Origin of the sequence: Collinsella sp. SGI.033 (genome assembly GCF_050315135.1) — a bacterium.
Classification (GTDB): domain Bacteria; phylum Actinomycetota; class Coriobacteriia; order Coriobacteriales; family Coriobacteriaceae; genus Collinsella.
This window is the reverse complement of sequence record NZ_JBNPOK010000001.1, coordinates 91,183-113,165: the sequence shown is the minus strand read 5'-3', so window position 1 is coordinate 113,165 and position 21,983 is coordinate 91,183. Positions and strand designations below refer to the sequence as shown.

The window sequence follows — 21,983 nt, the reverse complement described above, 5'->3', positions numbered from 1 at the left end:
TCTTTTTGCGCATGGGCAAAATAGTTCTTGCAGCCAAGGTCGTGGCGTGTATACTCGAATACGTTTGTTCAACTACGTGCCGGCCAAGGTGGTACGGCACCTCTAGAAGAGTAAGGAATTGCACATGGATTACATCCGCGCAATCGAGCGTCAGCAGATCCGCGAGGACATCCCGCAGGTCCGCGTTGCCGACAACGTCAAGGTTCACTACCGCATTAAGGAAGGCGACCGCGAGCGCATCCAGGTTTTCCAGGGTGACGTCATCCGCATGGCCGGCGCCGGTGCCCGTGAGACCTTCACCGTCCGCAAGATTTCCTTCGGTGTCGGTGTTGAGCGTACCTTCCCGCTTCACAGCCCCAAGATCGCCAAGCTCGAGGTCGTCCGTCATGGTCGCGTCCGTCGCGCCAAGCTGTACTACCTCCGCGACAAGGTGGGCAAGGCTGCTCGTATCCCCGAGAAGCGCTAAGAAGATCGCAGCGTCTGTCCACTCGTTTGGACACAAGGGTCACCTTCGGGTGGCCCTTCTTTTTATCTGATTTCCATGCAAGGAGGGCCTGGTATGGCCAATATGACGAGCTCGATTTCGGCATCGCAGGTTGCCGGCGAGCTGGCGAGTGCCACGTTCGAGGAGATTCCCGCCCTCGTGGAGCACTATCGCGAGGATCCGCGCCAGCAGGTGATCAAGGCTTGCGAACGCGCACTTAAGCGCCATGCCAAGGAACTTTCCGAGCGCGAGCGCGTCAACGGCATGTACGAGCTGATGCATGAGCTCGGCGGCGATGGCGTGGTCGTTGGTGTTGACGAGGTGGGGCGCGGCTCTGTCGCCGGCCCGTTGACGGTCTGCGCTGTCTGCCTTCCCATGGAGCCGCGCGTTTGGGGCATTAACGATTCCAAAAAGCTCACGCCTGCCCGTCGTGAGCTGCTCTCGGTGCAGATTGCCGAGGTGGCTACGGCCATTGGTTTTTGCCATATCGCGCCTGCGGACATCGATGAGATGGGCATGGCCCGCGCCATCCGCGCTGCCGTCGCGGGCGCGGTGGCCGATACGGGGCTCGAGCCCGATTGCGTGCTTATGGACGGCAACCCCTTGGGCGCCGTCCCTAACGAGCGCGATGTGGTCAAGGGAGATGCCAAAATCGCCTGCATCGCCGCTGCTTCCATTATGGCCAAGGTCACGCGTGACGAGATGATGGTCGAGTACGATGCCGAGTATCCCGAATATCATCTTGCTGAGTCAAAGGGCTATGCGAGCCCCGAGCACATTGAGGCTATTCGTAAACATGGCCTTTCTCCGTTGCATCGTGTGAGCTTCTGCGGAAATTTTTTGCAGACGGAGCGTCTTTTTTAAGGCAAATATGGAGACAGGGACTTCTGGGATTTTATAAACCAGCTGGTGGGGACCGCATGCAACGCAATTGTTGCATGCGGTCCCTTTTTTGTTTGTTTTTTGTTGGACTTTGGTTTTCTTTTGGTACTTACCCGCAAGAAAGGCGGCCCCATGATCGGGTCAATATCGTGCGCGGGAAAGGAGACCCCATGTGCGCCGCAAGTGCAAAGAGCAAGACGCAACAGCTCAAAGAGCTTTGGGAGAGCGGGGAGATTGATTGCGCGTCGATTACACCTGGGTTCATTAAGGGCCTCAGTCCTCGAGAACTGGGCATGCTGGGCGAGCTTATTGCAATCGATTACTTTCGTGAGCGCGGTTATGCCCTCTTGGAACAGGGCTACCGGTGTCCCGAGGGCGAGGCCGATCTGGTACTGCTTGATGAACTTGATGATGTCGTGGTGATGGCTGAGATCAAGACAAGGCGCGTTGCCCTAGATTGCAACACGCGGGTCTTTCCCGAGGAGGCGGTGGACGCCCAGAAGCAGCGTCGCTACCGCCGTATCGCGAGTTGTTACCTTATGGATCACTATCCCCTTAAGGCGATTCGCTTCGACGCGGTGGGCGTTACTATCCGCGGCGGTCATATTGCGGAGATTGAGCATCAATACAACGCATTCGATTGGCAGGTATCGTGATGGCGTTTGACACCTTTGCCGTCCACGCTGCATGTATTCGTGGCGTCGAGGCGATTCCCGTCACGGTCGAGGTCTCGCTTGCCGGCGGTATTCCGGGTATCCAAATGCTTGGCATTCCAAGTATGGAGGTGATGGAGTCGCGTGGCCGCATACGCTGCGCAATGCGCTCGGCGGGATTTGAGATTCCACGGGCGGGCATTACCGTCAACTTGGCTCCGGGCGATATCCGTAAAACGGGCAGTGGTTTTGACCTGCCGATTGCCATCGCGGTACTGGCGGCCGATGGGCAGATTCCCCGCGACCATCTAGACCATTGCCTTATTGCCGGTGAGCTTGGGCTGGATGGTAGCGTGCTGCCCGTAAAAGGCGAGGTTGCGTTTCAGTTGTTGGCGCGTGATATGGGCCTGTCCTTTATTGCGGGAAGGTCGGATCAACATGTACCGCTTGCCGGTGTGGACTGTGGCTTTATCGACCATCTGTCTCAGCTCGCCCGCGGTATGGGCGAGGCGGCTCGGCATTATCTGGATTCCGAGGGTGTCGAGGCGTCGTTTGAACCAGAACTTGATTATGCCGATGTGCTGGGGCAGGAGGTTGCCAAGCGCGGCATTGCGCTCGCGGCGGCGGGGGAGCTCGGCCTGCTTATGATTGGCTCGCCGGGTTCGGGCAAGACCATGCTCGCACGCCGCATGACGGGTATCTTGCCCGAGCTTTCTCTCGAGGATCAGCAAGAGGCGCTGTGCATCCATTCGGTCTTGGGCGAGAACATCGATGGTTTGCTGGCGGGACACCGGCCGTTCCGTAGCCCCCACCACAGCATTTCGACTGCGGGACTTATTGGCGGCGGACGGCCGGTGCACCCGGGCGAGATTAGCCTAGCGCACGGCGGCGTGCTCTTTTTAGACGAGCTTGCCGAGTTTCCCAACAGCGTGCTGCAGACGCTTCGCCAGCCCATCGAGCGCGGCTACGTCAAGATCGTACGCGTCGATGGGGCTTTCACGTTTCCCTCGAGGTTCCAGCTGCTTGCCGCGAGCAATCCCTGTCCCTGCGGCTTTTTGGGCGATCGCGAGGTACCGTGCCGCTGCTCGGCTTCGATGGTTGAGCGCTATCGGTCTAAGCTACGTGGTCCCTTGGCCGATCGTATTGACCTTATGATTGACGTGACCCGACCCGACCCGCAGGTAATTATCGAGGGCGCCGAGGGTATGTCGTCAGCTGAACTACGTGACTATGTTGTGCGGGGTCGGGCATTTCGCGCCTGGCGCGAGTCCCGTATGGACGATGCAGATGCCGAGGCCGAGGACGATGAGTCACGTTCCATCGACGGCGTCGTTTCGACCTTTGCGCTCGATGGGGCAGCGGAAAAGTGCGTGCTCGGCCTGTCGAGGCGCACACATCTCACAGGGCGCGGCATCGTGCGCTTGGTGCGTATCGCGCGCACGATTGCCGATGTCGCCGAAAGTGAGCGGGTAACCCAAGACCACGTGCTCGAGGCGGCGATGTACCAGGGGAGGAGGGACCAGTAATGCCCGAGGAGACTTTTGAGCTGCATCCCGGTGATGCGTTGTATCCAGCTACCGTTTTGGAGCTCTCTGATGTACCCCAGACGCTTTATGTGCGTGGCGATCCCGCCGCACTGTCGACGCCTGCGCTCTCCATCATCGGCGCTCGCAAGGCCTCGCCGTACGGCCTTGCCGTGGCAGAGCTGGCCGCGAAAGTTGCGGTCGAGGCGGGGGTGACGGTGGTCTCGGGCGGTGCGGTCGGCTGCGACCAGGCCTCGGGTTGGGCCGCGGTCAACGCTGGTGGCAGGCACGTCGTGGTGTTGGGTACGGGCGCCGACGTGGTTTACCCGCGCTCGAGTGCAGGGCTCATCGCGCGCACGATCGATACGGGCGGCGCGGTCGTGTCCATCTCGCCTTGGGGTATGGGGCCACGCAAATTTGCCTTTCCGCGGCGTAACCGGGTGATTGCCGCGCTTTCGCAGGCGCTCTTCGTGTCGGAGGCCGGCATGCCCTCGGGCACGTTCTCGACAGCGGAGGCCGCCATGGACCTGGGGCGCGAACTGCTCGCGGTACCGGGCTCCATTTTGTCACCAGAGTCGCGTGGGACCAACTACCTCATCGCCAACGGTGCCTGCTGCATTGTTGACGAGGAGTCTATTGAGATGGCCATCTCGCGAATTTACGGCACCCTGCGCTATTCGCGTCCCGATGCGCCCGGTATCGCCGATCTGGACCCCACGCAGCAGTCCGTGATGCACGCGCTCATTGCCTCGCCGCTCAAGGTCGATGACATTGCCGCGCTCGTCTCCCTCGATGCCGTCGGCGTGCTCAAACTCCTGGGCTCACTCGAGCTCGGGGGACTCATCGAGCGCATGATGGATGGAAGGTATGCGCCCTCAAAGTTTGCGCTTCACGCTCAGACGCCCTTCGGTCACAATGGAAAGCGTGTCAATTAGAAAGGTGTTTGCAGATGCTGTTTGATCAAGTGACGGTTATCGGTGGCGGTCTGGCGGGATCGGAATGCGCGATTCAGCTGGCAGATCGCGGGTTTGCCGTAAAGCTGTGCGAGATGCGGCCGCTGGTGACCTCTCCTGCCCACCATACCGATCACTTGGCGGAGCTCGTCTGCTCCAATTCGTTTAAGTCGACCCGACCCGATTCCGCCGCCGGCCTGTTGAAGGCCGAACTCGAGCGTATGGGTTCGGTGCTGCTCGACTGCGCTCATCGCGCTTCCGTTCCCGCTGGTGGCGCCTTGGCGGTCGACCGTGTTAAATTCTCCGAGCTCGTCGAGGCCGAGGTTGCCGCCCGTCCCAATATCGAGGTCGTTCACGGCGAGGTCACCCAGATTCCCGAGGGCCATGTGGTTATCGCCGCGGGTCCCTTGTGCTCGCCGGCGTTGAGCGGGGAGGTCATGAAGCTCGTCGGTGGTGATTCCCTGGCGTTCTTTGACGCCGCGGCCCCGATTGTCGATGCCTCGACGCTCGATATGGATGTGCTGTTCTCGCAGTCGCGCTACGAGGAGCAGGGGAGTGGCGACTATCTCAATGCCCCGCTCAACAAGGAGGAGTACGAGGCCTTTATCGAGGCACTTACCTCGGCCGATCGCGTGGTGCTCAAGGACTTTGAGGGCGGGGACCTCTTCCAGGCCTGTCAGCCTGCCGAGGAGGTTGCGCGCACGGGCAAGGATGCCATCCGCTTTGGCGCTATGAAGCCCGTCGGGCTCACCGACCCGCGCACCGGTCGCCGTCCCTGGGCGGCGATTCAGCTGCGCGCCGAGAACAAGGAGAAAACCGCCTATAACCTGGTTGGTTTTCAGACCAACCTGACCTTCGGCGAGCAGAAGCGCGTTTTTCATATGGTTCCCGGTCTGGAGAATGCCGAGTTTTTCCGCTATGGCGTCATGCATCGCAATACCTTTGTCGATGCTCCCCATGTGCTCGATGGGACCTTCGCCGTGCCCGGCACGGGCGTGCGCCTTGCCGGACAGATTACCGGTACGGAGGGTTACATGGAAGCGGTCGCCACGGGTCTCCTCGCTGCGCTCAATACCTATGCCGAGGCTATCGAGGTTGCTCCTGTCGAGCTGCCGCGCGTGGGCGCTCTCGGCGCGCTCGTGGGCTATGCGACCGATCCTGCTACGGTCGGATATCAGCCCATGCATGTTAATTTTGGCCTGGTGCCTCCCCTCGAGGACGGTAAACGCCGCAGCAAACGTGAGCGCTATCAGGCCTATGCGGATCGCGCCCTTAAGGCCTTGGATTCCTATCTGGAATCGCGCTCCGACCTGTTTGGGGGCGACCGGTCATAGCCTTTGACCTGTACGGTGCCGTCGACTCGTTCATAGCCTATATTGCACGCGTCGAGGGGCTTTCTTCTAACACTGTTATCGCTTACGGCTCTCGTCTGGAGCGTTTTGCCGCTTGGTGCGAGCGTGGGGATATCGATGCGCGCACGGCGGACGTACGTACCGTTCGTATGTATCTGGCAGAGCTGTCGCGCGAGCAGGTGGCGCCCAGGACGATTGCGGCGCACCTGTCTGCCATTCGTTCGTTCTATCGATGGATGGCTGCCGAGGGTCTTATCGATGGAGACGCTGTGTCTGCGATTGCCTCGCCCAAGCTTCCACGCGATTTGCCTGGAGTGCTGACCACCCAGCAGGTTAAGGCACTGCTTGAGGCGCCAGACGTTTCAACGCCTGCGGGACTGCGCGATGCGGCGATGCTCGAATTGCTCTATGCATCTGGGGCTCGCATCTCTGAGCTTGCGGCACTCAATGTCGAGTCCATTGCTTGGTCCGAGCGAACGCTGCGGCTTTGGGGTAAGGGGAGCAAGGAGCGTATCGTGCCCCTGTATCGGCGTGCTCTCGATGTGACCCACCGCTATATTGAGGAAGGAAGACCGGAGCTTCTTGCTCAGGCAAAGCGTGGCGACGGTACGAACGGTGTGCATCCGCTGTTTATCTCGGCACGCGGCAACCGTATGAGCGCCGCCATGCTTAGGCGACGGTTTCATATGTTGGCGACGCTTGCGGGTATCCCTTCCGATATCGCCCCGCATGCGATGCGCCATACTTTTGCGACCGATTTGCTCGAGGGCGGAGCGGACTTGCGCTCTGTCCAGGAGTTGCTAGGGCATGCAAGCTTGTCAACCACGCAGATTTATACGCATCTCACGCCCGATCGGCTCAAACGCGCCGTTACCCAAGCTCTTCCGCGCGGCGAATAAGGCAGGAGAGGGGTTCTATCCAATCGATCGCGCGTCCGTGTGTGTGGTTTTGATTTCGGGTTGGCAGAAAGATGTAATCCTGCTATCATTCATCGGGTTGCTTCACGGCAACAGGTTTTTATCACGCACGCGCGGCTACTTCATACCGTGGTGCCCGGGCTTTGGTAGCACATGTCCGGGTTGGTTTTGGAGGATGACCCCGCGCGGAGGCAAACCACAGGAGGTTTAACATGGCTACCAAGATTAATATCCGCACCCTGCTCGAGGCCGGCTGCCACTTCGGTCACCAGACCCGTCGCTGGAACCCCAAGATGAAGCCGTTCATCTTCGGTGAGCGCAACGGCATCTACATCCTCGACCTCAAGCAGACTATTCTTGACGCCGACCAGGCTTACACCTTCGTCAAGAACGTTGCCAAGGGTGGCAACGTGCTGTTCGTCGGCACCAAGAAGCAGGCTCAGGAGGCCGTCAAGAACGCCGCTGAGCGCGCCAACATGCCTTACATCAACCAGCGTTGGCTCGGCGGCATGCTGACCAACTTCGTCACCATCCGCTCCCGCATCAACCGCATGGAGGAGCTCGAGGCCATGGTCGAGGACGGCCGCATGGCTGTTCTTCCCAAGAAGGAACAGGCTGTTCTGGGTAAGGAGCTCGCTAAGCTCCAGACCAACCTCGGTGGCGCCCGCGACATGAAGGGTCTGCCCCAGGCTCTCTTCGTCATCGACACTAAGCGCGAGGAGAACGCCATCAAGGAGGCCCAGCGCCTGAACATCCCCGTCGTCGCTCTGATCGATACCAACTCCGATCCCGACGAGGTCGAGTACGGCATCCCCTGCAACGATGACGCCATCTCCGCTGTCACCCTTATGTGCGAGCTCATGGCCGACGCTTGCCTCGCTGGCTCCGGCAAGGAGCAGGTCTCCGAGGCCGAGATGGCCGCCGAGCCCAAGGCCGAGTAAATCAGTCCTAATTAAGTCTTTTTCATCTCTTTGAAAGGAACCACAATGGCCCAGATTACCGCCGCTATGGTCAAGCAGCTCCGCGAGATGACCGACTCCCCGATGATGGAGTGCAAGAAGGCTCTCGTCGAGGCTGACGGTGACATGGACGCCGCTGTTGACGTTCTGCGTAAGAACGGCCTCGCTAAGGCTGCCAAGAAGGCTGGCCGCGAGACCAACGAGGGCGCTGTCGCCGCGTTCGTCTCCGAGGATGGCAAGACCGGCGCTCTGCTCGAGCTCTCCTGCGAGACCGACTTCGTCGGCTCCAACGCCAAGTTCACCGGCTTTGCTTCCAAGGTCGCCGAGGTTGTCGCCACCACCGAGCCGGCCGATGTCGACGCTCTGCTCGAGAAGCCGATGGGCGAGGAGACCGTTTCCTCCGAGCTCACCGAGATGATTCACATCATGGGCGAGAACATGAAGATCTCCCGCTTCGCCGCCCGCAAGGCCGAGAACGGCGCTCTCGCTTCTTACATCCACATGGGTGGTAAGATCGGCGTCCTCGTCGAGTTTGCTTTCGAGAAGGCTGAGACCGCTCAGGCTGAGTCCTTCAAGACCTTTGCCCACGACGTTGCCCTTCAGGTTGCCGCTGTCGCTCCGATCTGCGCTACCCGCGATCAGGTTCCGGCCGAGACCGTCGAGCATGAGAAGCAGATCTACATGGCTCAGGCTGCCGAGTCCGGCAAGCCCGAGGCCATCCAGGAGAAGATGGCTGTTGGCCGCCTGGAGAAGTTCTACAAGCAGTCCGTGCTCACCGAGCAGGAGTTCATCAAGGACAGCTCCCTCACCATCAAGAAGTACGCTGAGCAGGTCTCCAAGGAGCTCGGCGATACCATTACCGTCGTTGCCTTCGACCGTCTGGTCCGTGGCGAGTAAATAAGCTCTTGTAGCTGGTAATGAGCAGGCTGTGGGTTTTACTCACAGCCTGCTTTTTCATGGCTCCAAGCAGAGCCTTTGCTATCATATTGAGAGTCTAATTAAAGGAGGATCGCTTTGTCCGACATCCGATATAAACGCGTGCTTCTGAAGCTTTCCGGCGAAGCACTGATGGGCGATGGCCACTATGGCATCGACCCCAAGGTTACCGACCATCTTGCCAAGCAGGTCAAGGAGCTGCTCGCCGTTGGCCATGAGGTCGGCATCGTTGTCGGCGGCGGCAATATTTTCCGCGGCATGGCTGGGGCTGCCGGCGGTATGGAGCGTGCTCAGGCCGATTACATGGGCATGCTTGCAACCGTTATGAACGCGCTCGCCCTGCAGGATGCCTTCGAGCATAACGATGTTCCTTGCCGCGTTATGAGCGCCATCCAGATGAACGAGATTTGCGAGCCCTATATTCGTCGTCGCGCCATCAATCACCTCTCCAAGGGCAATGTCGTTATCTTCGCAGCCGGCTCGGGCAATCCGTACTTTACGACTGACACCGCCGCGGCCCTTCGCGCCTGCGAGATCGGTGCGGAGATTCTGATTAAGGCCACCAAGGTCGACGGTATCTACGACAAGGATCCCGTCAAGTGCGCCGATGCCGTCCGCTTTGACAAGATCACCTATCACGAGGTGCTCGTCCGCGGCCTGCAGGTTATGGATTCCACGGCTACGGCCCTGTGCCAGGATAACCGTATGCCCATTTTGGTCCTCAACATCGATGGCGAGGACAACGTCAAGCGCGCGCTTTCGGGTGAGCCCGTCGGCACGCTCGTCTATCAGGAGGATTAAGCATGGCAGAGAACATCACCGCCCACATGGACAAGTCGCTCGAGTCCCTCAAGCATAACTTCTCCAAGGTCCGTACCGGCCGAGCCAACGCTAACATTCTGTCCGACATCACCGTCGATTATTACGGTGTTCCCACGCCGGTCACGCAGGTTGCCGCCGTAAAGACCCCCGAGGCCCACATGCTGCTCATCGAGCCGTGGGATAAGGCGCTTATCAACGCCATCGTCAAGGCCATCGGCGCTTCCGATCTGGGTATTACCCCCAACTCCGATGGCACCGTTGTTCGTCTTCCGTTCCCGGCTCCCACCGAGGAGCGCCGTCGCGAGCTCGTCAAGGAGTGCCGCGAGTACGCCGAGCAGGCCAAGGTGTCTATCCGTAACATCCGTCGCGACTTTAACAACAAGCTCGAGCGCGATGAGGAGCTCACCGAGGACGACGTCCGCCGTGAGCAGGCCAAGGTGCAGAAGCATACCGACGAGTATGTCGCCAAGGTCGAGGAGCTTCTGAAGGAAAAAGAAGCCGAGGTCATGGAGATCTAAGGTGCAATACGACGAGAACAAACTGGTCGAGTACTTTGCCGACGCCCCTGCGGGCGTCGGTTTTTCCGACCTTGACCTCAATAACATTCCGCGCCATATCTCGTGCATCATGGACGGTAACGGTCGCTGGGCTACGGCGCGAGGTCTTGCCCGTACCGAGGGTCACAAGGCGGGTATCGTCTCCCTTCGTGAGATTATTACTGCCTGCGTGCGTCTGGGTGTCGACGTGCTTTCCGCCTATGCGTTTTCAACCGAAAACTGGAACCGCCCGCAGCATGAGGTTAACGTCTTGATGCATCTGTTTGCCAAGACGTTTATCGATGAGCTGCCGCTTCTGAAGCGCGAAAACGTCCGTGTTGTCTTTTTGGGTGATATTTCCGCGCTGCCCAAGAAGACCCGCGACGTTTTTGAATGCGGTCTTGCCGAGTGCGCCAATCACACCGGTATGACGCTGGCGCTCGCCGTCAACTACGGCGCGCGTGCCGAGATTACCCGTGCCGCCCGTCAGCTTGCGCTCGATGCCGCCTCCGGCAAGATCGACCCTGCTGCTATCGACGATGATATGGTTGCTTCGCACCTGTACACCGCCGGTCTTCCCGATCCCGAGCTGGTCATTCGCACCTCTGGTGAGCTTCGCCTTTCGAACTATCTGCTGTGGCAGGTGGCTTATTCCGAGTTCTATGTCACCGATACCTATTGGCCTGACTTTAATCGTTGGGGCCTTGTTGACGCCATTTTGGCCTATCAGGGCCGTGACCGTAGGTTTGGTGGACTGAGCAAGACCGAGGAGGCTTAATCGTGTCCGATCGTCCCAAGGCATCTGCTCCCAAGACGCCTGCGCGCAAAGCTGCCACTGCGGGAGCGCCTGCAGCGAAGAACGGCACCGGTTCGTGGCTTGCGGGCTTTATTACCCGTGCCGCCGCCGGTATCGTCTACGCCGTCGTCTTTATCCTGTGCCTGGTTTTGGGTATCGTGCCCACCGCCATTTTTGTCTCTGTCATGAGCGGGCTTTGCTGCTTTGAGTTTTTCCGTATGACGAGGCTCGATGGCAAGGTCGCCAACGAGCATCTGGGCATTATTGCCGCCGTGCTCTTTCCGTTATCGGCGCTTGGCGATTCGCTTTTGCTGAACGCCCTGCTTTTTGCACTGATGCTCGCGGTGGGCATTTGGTATGTTTGGTCGCCGCGTACCCGCATCTCTGATGTGGCCGTGACGCTCATGGGTCCCATCTACACAGGCTTTATGCTGTCGGCTATTGTGCTGCTGCGCGATGCCGTGCCCGGTTTTGCCGGCGCCCTGCTTTCAGTGGGTGTTTGCGCGTCCCTTTGGGTCTCCGATTCGTTTGCCTACATCGTGGGCAGTCGTATCGGCAAACACAAGATGGTTCCCAAGATCTCTCCCAAAAAGAGCTGGGAGGGCTTTGTTGGTGGCATCTTGGGCTCGGTTCTCATCTGGCTCATTTTGTGGGTGACGCATTTCTATAAGCTGAGCTTGCCCTATGCGCTGCTTTGCGGCGTGGTTGTGTCCATCCTGGGCGTTATCGGCGACCTTATCGAGTCGCGCATCAAGCGCGGTGTGGGCGTCAAGGATTCCGGCAACCTTATCCCGGGCCACGGCGGCATGCTCGATCGTAGCGATTCGCTTATCTTCGGCTGCATCACCGCGCAGCTGATGCTGATGATCGGAGGCGTGCTGTAATGTCCTTCCAGACGACCTATGGCTCCGATGGACGTCTCCGTGTTGCCATCCTGGGCTGTACGGGCTCTATCGGTACCCAGGCGCTCGATGTTTGCCGTCAGCATGCCGATCGTCTGCAGGTGACGGCTCTTTCCGTTAATTCCAGTACCACTGAGCTCGTTGCGTTTGCCCGTGAGTTTTCGGTTCCGGCTGTTGCCATCGCAGATACCGCTCACGGGTCTGATGCCGTGCTGCAGGAGCTGCCTCAGGGCACGAACGTCGGCGTTGGTGCGCAGGCGGTCTGTGATCTCGCGTGCCGTGATGATGTCGATTGCGTGCTCGTTGCCATTGTTGGCGCGGCTGGTCTCGAGGCAAGCCATGCTGCCTTGATCTCGAATAAGCGCCTTGCCCTTGCCAATAAGGAGTCGCTCGTTGTTGGCGGTGACCTGCTGATGCCGTTGGCACAGCCCGGTCAGCTTATCCCGGTCGATTCCGAGCATTCTGCAATTTACCAGTGCTATCTGGGTGAGAATCCGCGCGAGGCCCACTGTATTTGGCTTACCTGCTCGGGCGGTCCGTTCTTTGGCCGTTCGCGCGAGGAGCTCGACCGTGTGACCCGTAATGACGCCTTGGCGCATCCCACTTGGGCTATGGGTGCCAAGACCACGATCGACTCGGCTACCCTCATGAACAAGGGCCTGGAGCGTATCGAGGCGATGCGCCTGTTCGGTTGCGGCCTCGACTTTATCAACGTGGTCGTGCAGCGCCAGTCAAAGATCCATTCGATGGTCGAGTTTGCCGACGGCTCCGTGATGGCGCATCTCGGGGCATCTGACATGCGCATTCCCATCCAGTTTGCCTTCTCGTATCCCGAGCGCTGGGATACTCCGGCTCCGCGCATCGATTTCCGCGAGTTGGGTCAGCTTACCTTTGCTGCGGCCGACATGGATACGTTCCGCTGCCTGGCGCTGGCCGAGCGTGCGGGCAAGACGGGCGGCACCATGCCGTGCGTGCTCAATGCCGCCAACGAGGTCGCCGTCGATGCCTTCCTGCATGATGGCTGCAGTTTTACCGATATCGATCGCATTGTGGAATCCTGTATGGATGCGCATGATGCGCAGACGGTCGATTCGTTTGAACAGCTTCGCGGTATCGATGCGTGGGCGCGTGAAAAGGCCGCGCAAGTGCTCGCCGCAACCCGTTTTTAACCCATAAGGATTGCTTTTTCGTTTTATGGAAACTGTTCTGAGCGTTCTCTCATCGGTCTTTTGGGGCCTGCTGATGCTTTCCGTCCTCGTGTTTTTGCACGAGGGCGGCCACTTTTTGGCGGCGCGTGCCTGCGGCGTCCGGGTGACTGAGTTCTTTTTGGGCCTGCCGTGTCGCTTTGATATTCACCATACGTCTCGTCGGATCGGCACCAAGTTTGGCGTGACCCCGCTGTTGCTGGGTGGGTATGCTGCCATCTGTGGCATGGATCCGACCGATGTCTCGTATGCCGATCGCGTGCTTGCCGCCATCTATCGCCACGGCCGTGTGACGGTGGCCGATCTTGCCGTCGAGCTTGAGCTGTCCGAGGAGGATGTGCTCGAGGCCTGTGCTTTGCTGCTGGGTTGGGGCTCCATAGCTCCTTGGTATGAAGAAGGAGAAAAGCCTTCGCCTGGTTACTATCCCACCAAGTACCAGACCCTGCCGCGTGATGCGGCGGGTTATACCACCTTTGACGGCCGTCGGTTCGATCGCGAGCACGCGACTGCCGAGGGCGATGTATGGGAACTGCCGTGCGGCGAGGCCGAATTCCTTGCACGCGAGCGCTCGCACACCTATTTGGGTCAGGGCTTTGTCAAGCGTGCCTTTATGCTGCTTGCGGGCATTATCGTCAATATCCTGACGGGCTTTTTGCTCCTTATGAGCATCTATTCCATCGCGGGTGTCACGGTGCCGGTGGACACCAATGTGATCGGCCAGGTTGATGAAGGCTCGATTGCCTCCGCGGCGGGAATCGAGGATGGCGACGCGATTCTTTCGGTCGACGGAGTATCGTGCTCTACCTGGATGGACGTTTACGATGCCATTGGCAAGGCTGCCGGTAAGGACGATATCGCCATTGAGTACGAGCGTGACGGCAAGAAGCATTCGACCACGGTTGCGCTCAAAGAGGACGAACGCCTAGGTGTGTATGTCTCTACGCAGGTGGTCCGTTTAGACCCCATCACGTCGGCTCGCCTGTCGTTCTCCTATGTCGTGCAGACAGCGCAGGGCGTGATGCGCCTGCTCCAGCCTCAGCATACGATGGAGATTCTCGATCAGTCCTCTTCGATCGTGGGTATTAGCGTTATGTCCTCACAAGCTGCTGCTGCCGGCCCTGCCACGTTCCTTTCGTTTGCCGCCCTCATTTCGTTCTCGCTTGGCTTTATGAACCTGCTGCCCATCCCGCCACTCGATGGCGGCAAGTTGGTCATCGAGATCATTCAAAAGATTGCGGGCCGCGAGCTTCCGCTCAAGGTCCAGACGATTGTGAGCTATGTGGGCATCGCGCTCTTTGCGCTGCTGTTTGTCTATATGCTTCGTTCCGACATCCTTCGATTTATTCTGTAGGGGAGTGTTTGGGTTGTCTTTATCCCATCCTTTGCCTCGCGAGTTGACGCGCCCCGTGCATGTGGGCGGCGTGCAGATCGGTGGAGGCGCGCCGGTGGTGGTCCAATCTATGACCTGCACCGATACCGCTGATACCCAGGCAACGCTTGCGCAAGTGTGCGCGTTGGCGCAGGCTGGCTGCGATATCGTGCGCGTGAGCGTGCCCACCGAGGCCGCACTTGAGGGTTTCCGCACCATCTGTGCCGAGTCTCCGGTGCCGATCGTTGCCGATATCCACTTTAACCATAAGCTCGCCATTGGTGCCGTTGAGGCCGGTGCTGCCAAGCTGCGCATCAATCCCGGAAATATCGGCGATTGGGCCAAGGTTGACGCGGTGATCGATGCTGCGGGTGCCGCGGGCTGTGCGATTCGTATCGGCGTCAATGCTGGTTCGCTTGAGCAGGATATCGCTGAGCGCGACGACCTCACGCAGCCCGAAAAGCTCGTGATGTCGAGCGAACGTTTCGTCAAGCATTTTGAAGACCGCGGCTTTACGAACATTGTGCTTTCGGCCAAGGCCCATAGCGTGCAAACGACGCTCGACACCTATCGTGCCCTGTCGCGTGAGATTCCCCACGTTCCGCTCCACCTGGGCGTAACCGAGGCGGGTACCAAGCTGCAGGGCACCATCAAGAGCTCGGTGGGCCTTGGAATCCTGCTGTCCGAGGGAATCGGTGACACCATGCGCGTTTCGCTCACGGCCGATCCGGTTGAGGAGCCGCCGGTCGCCTGGGGAATTTTGCAGTCGCTGGGCCTGCGTCGCCGCGGCCCCGAGATTGTCTCGTGCCCCACGTGCGCCCGCTGTCAGGTTAACCTGATCGCAATCGCCGAGGAAGTAACCGAGCGGCTTAAGAACTATGCCGCGCCGCTTTCGATTGCCGTCATGGGATGTGCCGTCAATGGCCCCGGTGAGGCTTCTGATGCCGACCTGGGCGTTGCTTGCGGACGTGGTCAGGGCCTGCTCTTTTCGCACGGCCGGATCATTGGTAAAGTAGCGGAGGACCAAATTGTCGACGCGCTTATGGCCGAGGTCGACAAGCTTATTGAGGAGAAATAAATGACCCGAGCAATGTATATGTCTAAGCTGTATGCTCCGACGCTCAAAGAGGATCCGGCCGACGCTGAGCTTGCGAGCCATCGCCTGCTGCTCCGTGCCGGTATGATCCGCAAGGAGGCCGCCGGTCTCTATTCCTATCTGCCGCTCGCGTGGCGCTCGATTCGCAAGATTGAGAACATCGTGCGCGACGAGATGGACGCCGCCGGGGCCCAGGAGCTCATGATGCCCATCATGGTCGATGCCGAGCTGTGGCGTGAGTCCGGCCGTATCGATGCCTATGGCAAGGAGCTCGTGCGCTTTGATGACCGCCACGGCCGCGAGTTCGTGCTCGGCCCCACGCACGAGGAGACCGTGACTGCCCTGGTGCGCAACGAGCTGCGTTCATACAAGCAACTGCCGGTGAATCTCTATCACATCCAGGACAAGTTCCGCGACGAGTTCCGTCCCCGCTTTGGCCTGATGCGCGGTCGCGAGTTCATCATGAAAGACGCCTACAGCTTTTCTGCCACGCAGGAGAGCCTGCAGGAGGAGTATGACAAGATGAAGCAGGCCTACGCCAATATCTGCGAGCGCTGCTACATTAAGGCCCTGCCCGTCGTCGCCGATTCCGGCGAGATCGGTGGCGACACCTCCGTCGAGTTCATGGCGCTGGCAGATGCCGGCGAGGCTTCGCTGGTCTACTGCGACGATTGTGGCTTTGCTGCCGATGACGAGGCGGCAAGCACCAAGGTCGTTGTGACCGAGGGCCCCGGCGACGGCACGCTCACCAAGGTCGAGACTCCGGGTATGGGCACCATCGAGGCCGTCGCCAAGTTCTTCGGCTTCCCCGAGAACGGTACGCGCAAGTCGCTGGCTCTCATTGACGCCGAGGGCAAGCCGGTTGTGGCCATCGTTCCGGGCGATCATGAGCTCAACGACTGCAAGGCCGAGCATGTCTTTGGCAAGGGCTATCGCATGATGACCGACGAGGAGCTCCAGACCTACGGTCTGCATAAGGGCTTTATCGGACCGGTTAACCTGCCCGAGGGCATTCGTCTGGTCTGCGACGAGAGCCTGCGCGAGTCCAAGCAGTGGGCCTGCGGTGCCAACGAAGTCGACTATCACTTTACCGGTGCCTGCCCCGAGCGCGACTTTACCGTCGACGAGTGGGCCGACCTGGTTACCGTCGTTGCCGGCGACCCTTGCCCGCACTGCGGCAAGCCGCTCTCCGCTGCTCGCGGTATCGAGGTTTCCCAGGTCTTCCAGCTGGGCACCAAGTACTCCGAGGCCATGGGTGCCACCTTTATGGACGAGGACGGCAAGGAGAAGCCGCTTATCATGGGTTGCTACGGCGTGGGCGTGTCCCGCTCGCTCGCTGCCGTCGTGGAGCAGCACAACGACGAGCACGGTATCGTTTGGCCGGTCTCCGTTGCCCCGTACGAGGTTGCGGTGATTCCGCTCGACCCCAAGAAGGAGGAGTGCGCTTCTGTTTGCGATCAAATCGTCGAGGGTCTGTGCGCCGAGGGTATCGAGGTTGTCGTTGACGACCGTGACGAGCGTCCCGGCTTTAAGTTTGCCGACAACGACCTTATGGGCTTCCCTTATCAGGTGGTGCTCGGCAAGCGCGGCCTTAAGAACGGCACCGTCGAGCTCAAGGATCGTGCCACGGGCGAGCGCGAGGATGTGGCGATCGATGAGGTTGTCGCCAAGGTGGCTGAGCTTGTGAAAGCAGCACGCCGTTAATCGAGTCCGCTGCGTTTAGTGCACTTGTTTTAGTGCACTTGTTAAACGGCCCTGCGTCTCTCGAGGTAGAGATGCAGGGCCGCTTTTGCGTCTAAGGGACATTTGTTGCTAAAAGGAAAACCCCGCAGCCCATGCGAGCTGTGGGGTTTTCCTTTGTGCCTCCGATGCGAAATAAATCGCTCAGATATTACTGATAATCGACGACGTCGATCCAGTTCTTCAGGAACTCATCGTTCACGTTGCGCTTACGAGCGAGCTCGGAAGCGGCGACGATGCTCGTCCACTGACGCACGACCTGCATGGGCATGTCGGCGCGATCGCAGTAGAGCTCCAGGTAGGCCTCGGCCTGATCCTTGCTGTTGAGGGCAAAGAGCAGGTAGGTGGTGGCAACGTCGGCAGCAGGGGAGCCCTGGGTGGCGTGTGCCCAGTCGCAGACGTACAGCTGGCCGTCGTCGCCAACGATGACGTTGGAGGGGTTGAAGTCACCGTGGCAGACCTTGAACTCCTTGGTCATGCCGTCCAGACGCTCCTGAAGGTTGTAGCGCGTGGTGGCATTGAGCTGATCGAGGCTGTCGATCATGCGGGCGAACTTGTCGCGCTGACGGTTGAGCAGCGGGGAGGTGTAGCCGTGGATCTCGATCTGGAGGTCGACGAACATCTCGAGGTACTCACCAAAGCGCTGGGGCTCGGCAGTCATCTTCTCGGCAAGGGTGGTGCCCGGAACCTTCTCGGTCACGAGCGCCCAGCCGTTGGCGTTCTCGAGCTGAGAAACCTCGAGAGCCTTGGGGCTGCGGATGCCGCACTCATTGATGCGGGCAAGATTCAAAGCCTCGTTGAACACGTCGGAGACGGGCTTGGTCTCGTTAAAGACCTTGACGATCTTGTCGCCCAGGTCGTAAACGACTTTGTTGCCGCGACGGACGAGCTCGGTCTTGGATTCGGGGAGCAGCATGATTGCATCCTTTCAACGATGCGATAGAAGCAGCGGCGGGGGCGTGCGTGCGCCCGTTCACCCCCGCCGAAATAACCGTGCTAAAAACTAGCAGACGGCGTAGTCCTGGGGCTCGCGGCCATAGTAGGCGTCCAGGTAGAGCTCCTTGATCTCGCTCATGAGCGGGTAGCGCGGGTTAGCGCCGGTGCACTGGTCGTTGAATGCCTGCTCGGTCATCTCGTCGAGGGTGTCGAGGAAGTACTGCTCGTCAACACCGTAGTCGGCGATGGTCTTCTTGACACCGATGAAGTCCTTGAGCTCCTCGAGCTTCGTGATGAAGTTCTCGAAGACCTCCTTGTCGTCCTTGCCCTCGATACCGCAGTACTTGGCCATCTCGGCGTAGTTGTGCAGCGCGTTGGGGTAAGGATACTGGGAGAACGTGCCCATCTTGACGGGGGCCTCGGCGGCGTTGTAGCGCATGACGCGAGTCAGGATGATGGCGTTGGCGATGCCGTGGGGCAGGTGATGGAAGGCACCGAGCTTGTGGGCCATGGAGTGGTTGAGGCCCAGGAAGGCGTTGGCGAAGGCCATACCGGCCATGCAGGAGGCGTTGTGCATCTCCTCGCGGGCATGCGGGTCCTTGGCGCCGTTTTCGAAGCTGGAGGGCAGGTTCTCGAAGACGAGCTTGGCAGCGCGCTCGGAGAGGCCCTTGGTGTAGTCGGAGGCCATGATGGAGACATAGGACTCGATGGCGTGGGTCATGACGTCGATGCCGGAGGCGGCGGTCAGGCCGCGCGGGGCGGTCATGCAGTTGTCGGCGTCAACGATAGCCATGTTGGGGAGCAGCGCGTAGTCGGCGAGCGGCCACTTGATGCCGGTCTCCTTGTCGGTGATGATGGCGAACGGCGTGCACTCGGAACCGGTGCCCGAAGAGGTCGGGACGGCGACGAAGTAGGCCTTCTTGCCCATCTCGGGGAAGGTGAAGATACGCTTGCGGATGTCCATGAAGTCCATGGCCATGTCCTCAAACTTGCACTCGGGGTGCTCGTACATCATCCACATGATCTTGCCGGCGTCCATAGCGGAGCCACCGCCGACGGCGATGATGACGTCCGGCTCAAAGAGAGCCATCTGCTTGGCGCCGCGACGTGCGCACTGCAGCGACGGATCGGGCTCGACGTCGTAGAAGCAGTCGTGGGCGATGCCCATCTCGTCGAGCTTGGCCTCGATGGCGCGGGTGTTGCCATTCTTGAAGAGGAACTGGTCGGTGACGATAAAGGCGCGCTTCTTGCCCATGACGCTGCCCAGCTCGTCGAGAGCGACGGGCGTGGAACCCTTCTTGAAGTAGACCTTCTCGGGAGCGCGGAACCACAGCATGTTCTCACGGCGCTCGGCCACAGTCTTAACGTTGATCAAGTGCTTCACCCCAACGTTCTCGGAGACGGAGTTGCCGCCCCAGGAGCCGCAGCCCAGGGTCAGAGACGGCTTCATGCCAAAGTTGTACAGGTCACCGATGCCGCCGTGCGAGGACGGGGTGTTGATGACGATGCGGCAGGCCTTCATGACATGCTCGAACAGGCTGATCTTCTCGGCCTGGGCGGGATGCACGTACAGAGAGGCGGTGTGGCCCGGGCCACCGGCGAGTACCAGGTGCTCGGCCTTGTCGACGGCCTCCTGGAAGTCCTTGGCGTGATACATGGCCAGGACAGGGGAGAGCTTCTCGTGGGAGAACTCCTCCTTGGCGGGGTCGGTGGAGGTGACCTCGGCGATCAGGATCTTGGTCTTGGCGGGAACCTCGATACCGGCGAGCTCGGCGATCTTGGCGGCAGCCATGCCGGGGATGCGGTGATCGAGAGCGCCGTTCTTGAACATGGCGCCGCGCAGGGCCTCCATCTCGGCACCCTGCTTGACGAAGTAGCAGCCGCGCTTCTGGAACTCGGCCTTAACCTGGTCATAGATGGTGTCGATGACGGTCACGGACTGCTCGGAGGCGCAGATCATGCCGTTGTCGAAGGTCTTGGAGTGGATGATGGAGTTGACGGCGAGCAGCACGTCGGCGGTGTCGTCGATGACGACCGGGGTGTTACCGGCGCCAACGCCCAGGGCGGGCTTGCCCGAGGAGTAGGCGGCCTTGACCATGCCCGGGCCACCGGTGGCGAGGATGATGTCGACATCGCGCATGACCATGTTGGTCAGCTCGATGGAGGGGACATCGACCCAGCCGATGATGCCCTCGGGGGCGCCGGCCTTGACGGCGGCGTCAAGCACGAGCTTGGCGGCGGCGATGGTGCACTTGGCGGCAGCCGGGTGCGGGGAGATGATGATGGCGTTGCGGGTCTTCAGGCTGATCAGCGTCTTGAAGATCGCGGTGGAGGTGGGGTTGGTCGTCGGGATGACGGCGCCCACGATGCCGATGGGCTCAGCGATCTTGGTGATGCCGTAGGCCTCGTCGCGTTCAATGACACCACAGGTCTTGGTGTTCTTGTAAGCGTTGTAGATGTACTCTGCGGCGTAGTGGTTCTTGATGACCTTGTCCTCAAGAACGCCGCGACCGGTCTCCTCGATGGCCATCTTCGCCAGCGGGATACGAGCCTTGTTGGCGGCCATGGCGGCCTCGTAGAAGATCTTGTCGACCTGCTCCTGCGTGTACGTAGCAAAAAGCGCCTGGGCCTCTCGCATCTGAGCGAGCTTAGCCTCAAGCGCCTCTACGTTGTCCACAATTGCGGGAGTAGTGTTTTCCGGTGACTTTTTCACCATTTGTGTCTCCTTGCGATCGGAGATTTACCCTACGTGTTGCATGATAGCAAGAAATTATTCGGCGAACGGTAAGATTCCCGTAAAAGGCACACTAAAACGCTTCAATCTACTGAAGCGTTTTAATTAAAAATATCAGCCTGGCATCGGCCTGCTCATTGGGGACAGACTTATATGAGTGCTTTCACTCATTTGGGACAGACATCGTTTTGCCATTTCGCTGTTCTGGACCTGTTATTGCCGCTTATTGGATATAAATAGATCACAGGCTCAGCATTTCGCGTTGCTTCTCTCCTTTTAGGTGTTGCCTGTACAGTTTTGAAAGGAGAGATTATGCCCCGATGTGCCCGCGCCGTTTCGATCACCGGCTATTACCATGTTTATGACCGCGGCAATTCCAAGCAGATTATTTTTGAAGATGACTCCGACCGCTATCGTTTCTTGTCGGATATCTCGGACAGGTTTGCACGCCATAAAGTGGCGGTGTTAGCTTGGTGCCTTATGGACAACCACTTCCATTTGATGGTTGATGACCCTTATGACAACCTTTCAAAGGCGATGCAGTGCGCATTGACGGCGTATGCTAAGTATTTCAATGGGAAAACGGGAAGAACGGGTCATCTATTTGACAATCGCTATTCGCGGGTCGCGGTTGAGTCGGACACTCAGGCGGTGCAGTTGCTCGATTATATCCATCTCAATCCTGTGAAAGGTTCGATCGACTCACTCGAGGCGTACCGATGGTCAAGCTTCAAGGCATATCAGCTGGGCTACGATCCCTTTGACATTTGTGATGCGGCCCCTATGCTCGATATTGTCGGAGGCTCCCGTTGCTATTGCGAGCATCTCAAGGAAGTTGCCGGCCGCATCTGGTCGGTGGAGGTTCTTCCACGCCGTCGGATCCCCGATGAGGAGGCCCTTTCCGTTGCGCGCGAAGTCCTGCCGAGCATAGATCCTACGCTGCTTAAGGCCCTGCCACGCCCCGAACGCGATGCCTGCCTGCTGAGGCTCAGGCAGGCACATCTCACGGTCAAGCAAATTGCCCGTATCACCGGTATCGGCGCTACAAGTGTGACCAAGGCCACTGCGGGCTGGAAGGAAGCTGCGTGAGGCGGGGGCCGGAGCTAGTCGGGGCGCCGCAGACACGCATCATGTCTGTCCCCAATGAGTAAAAACACCCATGTAAGTCTGTCCCAATGAGTGCAAAAA

Annotated in this window: 20 protein-coding genes; 18 read left to right on the top strand and 2 right to left on the bottom strand. The window is 59.5% G+C overall.

Annotation, left to right across the window (positions count from 1 at the left end):
• The first annotated feature begins 124 nt into the window (after positions 1-124).
• The 17 genes from rplS (at position 125) to ACQRC0_RS00490 (ending at position 17,089) form a co-directional block, all read left to right on the top strand.
• On the top strand, positions 125-466 hold the full coding sequence (rplS, locus tag ACQRC0_RS00570) for a 50S ribosomal protein L19 (protein ID WP_117583231.1): 342 nt from the start codon (positions 125-127) through the stop codon (positions 464-466).
• Between the two features lie 93 nt (positions 467-559).
• A complete protein-coding gene (locus ACQRC0_RS00565; RefSeq protein ID WP_154516244.1) occupies positions 560-1,348 on the top strand; it encodes a ribonuclease HII in 789 nt (262 codons plus the stop codon).
• A gap of 188 nt (positions 1,349-1,536) precedes the next feature.
• Entirely contained in the window at positions 1,537-2,022 is a 486-nt protein-coding gene (locus ACQRC0_RS00560; RefSeq protein WP_154516246.1) for a YraN family protein, read from the top strand.
• Positions 2,022-3,545, top strand: coding sequence for a YifB family Mg chelatase-like AAA ATPase (locus ACQRC0_RS00555; RefSeq protein ID WP_154516248.1), 1,524 nt, complete (start codon positions 2,022-2,024; stop codon positions 3,543-3,545). Before ACQRC0_RS00560 ends, ACQRC0_RS00555 begins: the two co-directional genes overlap by 1 nt.
• Positions 3,545-4,477 (top strand): DNA-processing protein DprA, encoded by a 933-nt coding sequence (locus ACQRC0_RS00550; RefSeq protein WP_427726879.1) that lies wholly within the window; start codon positions 3,545-3,547, stop codon positions 4,475-4,477. Before ACQRC0_RS00555 ends, ACQRC0_RS00550 begins: the two co-directional genes overlap by 1 nt.
• 14 nt (positions 4,478-4,491) lie before the next feature.
• A complete protein-coding gene (trmFO, locus tag ACQRC0_RS00545; RefSeq protein WP_427726877.1) occupies positions 4,492-5,829 on the top strand; it encodes a methylenetetrahydrofolate--tRNA-(uracil(54)-C(5))-methyltransferase (FADH(2)-oxidizing) TrmFO in 1,338 nt (445 codons plus the stop codon).
• The gene (locus tag ACQRC0_RS00540) at positions 5,793-6,746 is read left to right on the top strand and encodes a tyrosine recombinase (RefSeq protein WP_427726988.1); all 954 of its coding nucleotides are present in this window, start codon (positions 5,793-5,795) and stop codon (positions 6,744-6,746) included. The genes trmFO and ACQRC0_RS00540 overlap by 37 nt, the downstream gene beginning before the upstream one ends.
• A 230-nt stretch (positions 6,747-6,976) precedes the next feature.
• A complete protein-coding gene (rpsB, locus tag ACQRC0_RS00535) occupies positions 6,977-7,705 on the top strand; it encodes a 30S ribosomal protein S2 (protein ID WP_055285135.1) in 729 nt (242 codons plus the stop codon).
• 45 nt (positions 7,706-7,750) lie between these two features.
• A complete protein-coding gene (gene tsf / locus ACQRC0_RS00530; RefSeq protein WP_022094736.1) occupies positions 7,751-8,620 on the top strand; it encodes a translation elongation factor Ts in 870 nt (289 codons plus the stop codon).
• A gap of 117 nt (positions 8,621-8,737) precedes the next feature.
• On the top strand, positions 8,738-9,460 hold the full coding sequence (gene pyrH / locus ACQRC0_RS00525) for a UMP kinase (protein WP_427717558.1): 723 nt from the start codon (positions 8,738-8,740) through the stop codon (positions 9,458-9,460).
• Between the two features lie 2 nt (positions 9,461-9,462).
• Positions 9,463-9,999 (top strand): ribosome recycling factor, encoded by a 537-nt coding sequence (frr, locus tag ACQRC0_RS00520; RefSeq protein WP_006236112.1) that lies wholly within the window; start codon positions 9,463-9,465, stop codon positions 9,997-9,999.
• A gap of 1 nt (position 10,000) precedes the next feature.
• Positions 10,001-10,795, top strand: a complete 795-nt coding sequence (locus tag ACQRC0_RS00515; RefSeq protein ID WP_427726874.1) for an isoprenyl transferase — start codon at positions 10,001-10,003, stop codon at positions 10,793-10,795.
• A 2-nt stretch (positions 10,796-10,797) separates the two neighbouring features.
• The gene (locus tag ACQRC0_RS00510; RefSeq protein WP_427726872.1) at positions 10,798-11,697 is read left to right on the top strand and encodes a phosphatidate cytidylyltransferase; all 900 of its coding nucleotides are present in this window, start codon (positions 10,798-10,800) and stop codon (positions 11,695-11,697) included.
• Complete coding sequence (gene dxr, locus ACQRC0_RS00505; protein WP_427726869.1) at positions 11,697-12,884, top strand: 1-deoxy-D-xylulose-5-phosphate reductoisomerase; 1,188 nt, start codon at positions 11,697-11,699, stop codon at positions 12,882-12,884. Before ACQRC0_RS00510 ends, dxr begins: the two co-directional genes overlap by 1 nt.
• Positions 12,885-12,909: 25 nt before the next feature.
• Entirely contained in the window at positions 12,910-14,271 is a 1,362-nt protein-coding gene (locus tag ACQRC0_RS00500) for a M50 family metallopeptidase (protein WP_427726866.1), read from the top strand.
• Positions 14,272-14,284: 13 nt separating this feature from the next.
• A complete protein-coding gene (gene ispG / locus ACQRC0_RS00495) occupies positions 14,285-15,367 on the top strand; it encodes a flavodoxin-dependent (E)-4-hydroxy-3-methylbut-2-enyl-diphosphate synthase (protein ID WP_427726863.1) in 1,083 nt (360 codons plus the stop codon).
• A 12-nt stretch (positions 15,368-15,379) separates the two neighbouring features.
• On the top strand, positions 15,380-17,089 hold the full coding sequence (locus ACQRC0_RS00490) for a proline--tRNA ligase (protein WP_154516538.1): 1,710 nt from the start codon (positions 15,380-15,382) through the stop codon (positions 17,087-17,089).
• A gap of 187 nt (positions 17,090-17,276) precedes the next feature.
• Here the strand turns inward: ACQRC0_RS00490 and ACQRC0_RS00485 are convergent, their stop codons facing one another.
• Positions 17,277-18,041, bottom strand: coding sequence for an aminoglycoside phosphotransferase family protein (locus ACQRC0_RS00485; RefSeq protein ID WP_154516259.1), 765 nt, complete (start codon positions 18,039-18,041; stop codon positions 17,277-17,279).
• 87 nt (positions 18,042-18,128) lie between these two features.
• Positions 18,129-20,777, bottom strand: a complete 2,649-nt coding sequence (gene adhE / locus ACQRC0_RS00480) for a bifunctional acetaldehyde-CoA/alcohol dehydrogenase (protein WP_154516260.1) — start codon at positions 20,775-20,777, stop codon at positions 18,129-18,131.
• A 330-nt stretch (positions 20,778-21,107) separates the two neighbouring features.
• Between adhE and ACQRC0_RS00475 the strand changes: the two genes are divergently transcribed.
• Positions 21,108-21,884, top strand: coding sequence for a transposase (locus tag ACQRC0_RS00475; RefSeq protein WP_427726860.1), 777 nt, complete (start codon positions 21,108-21,110; stop codon positions 21,882-21,884).
• Positions 21,885-21,983 lie beyond the last annotated feature (99 nt).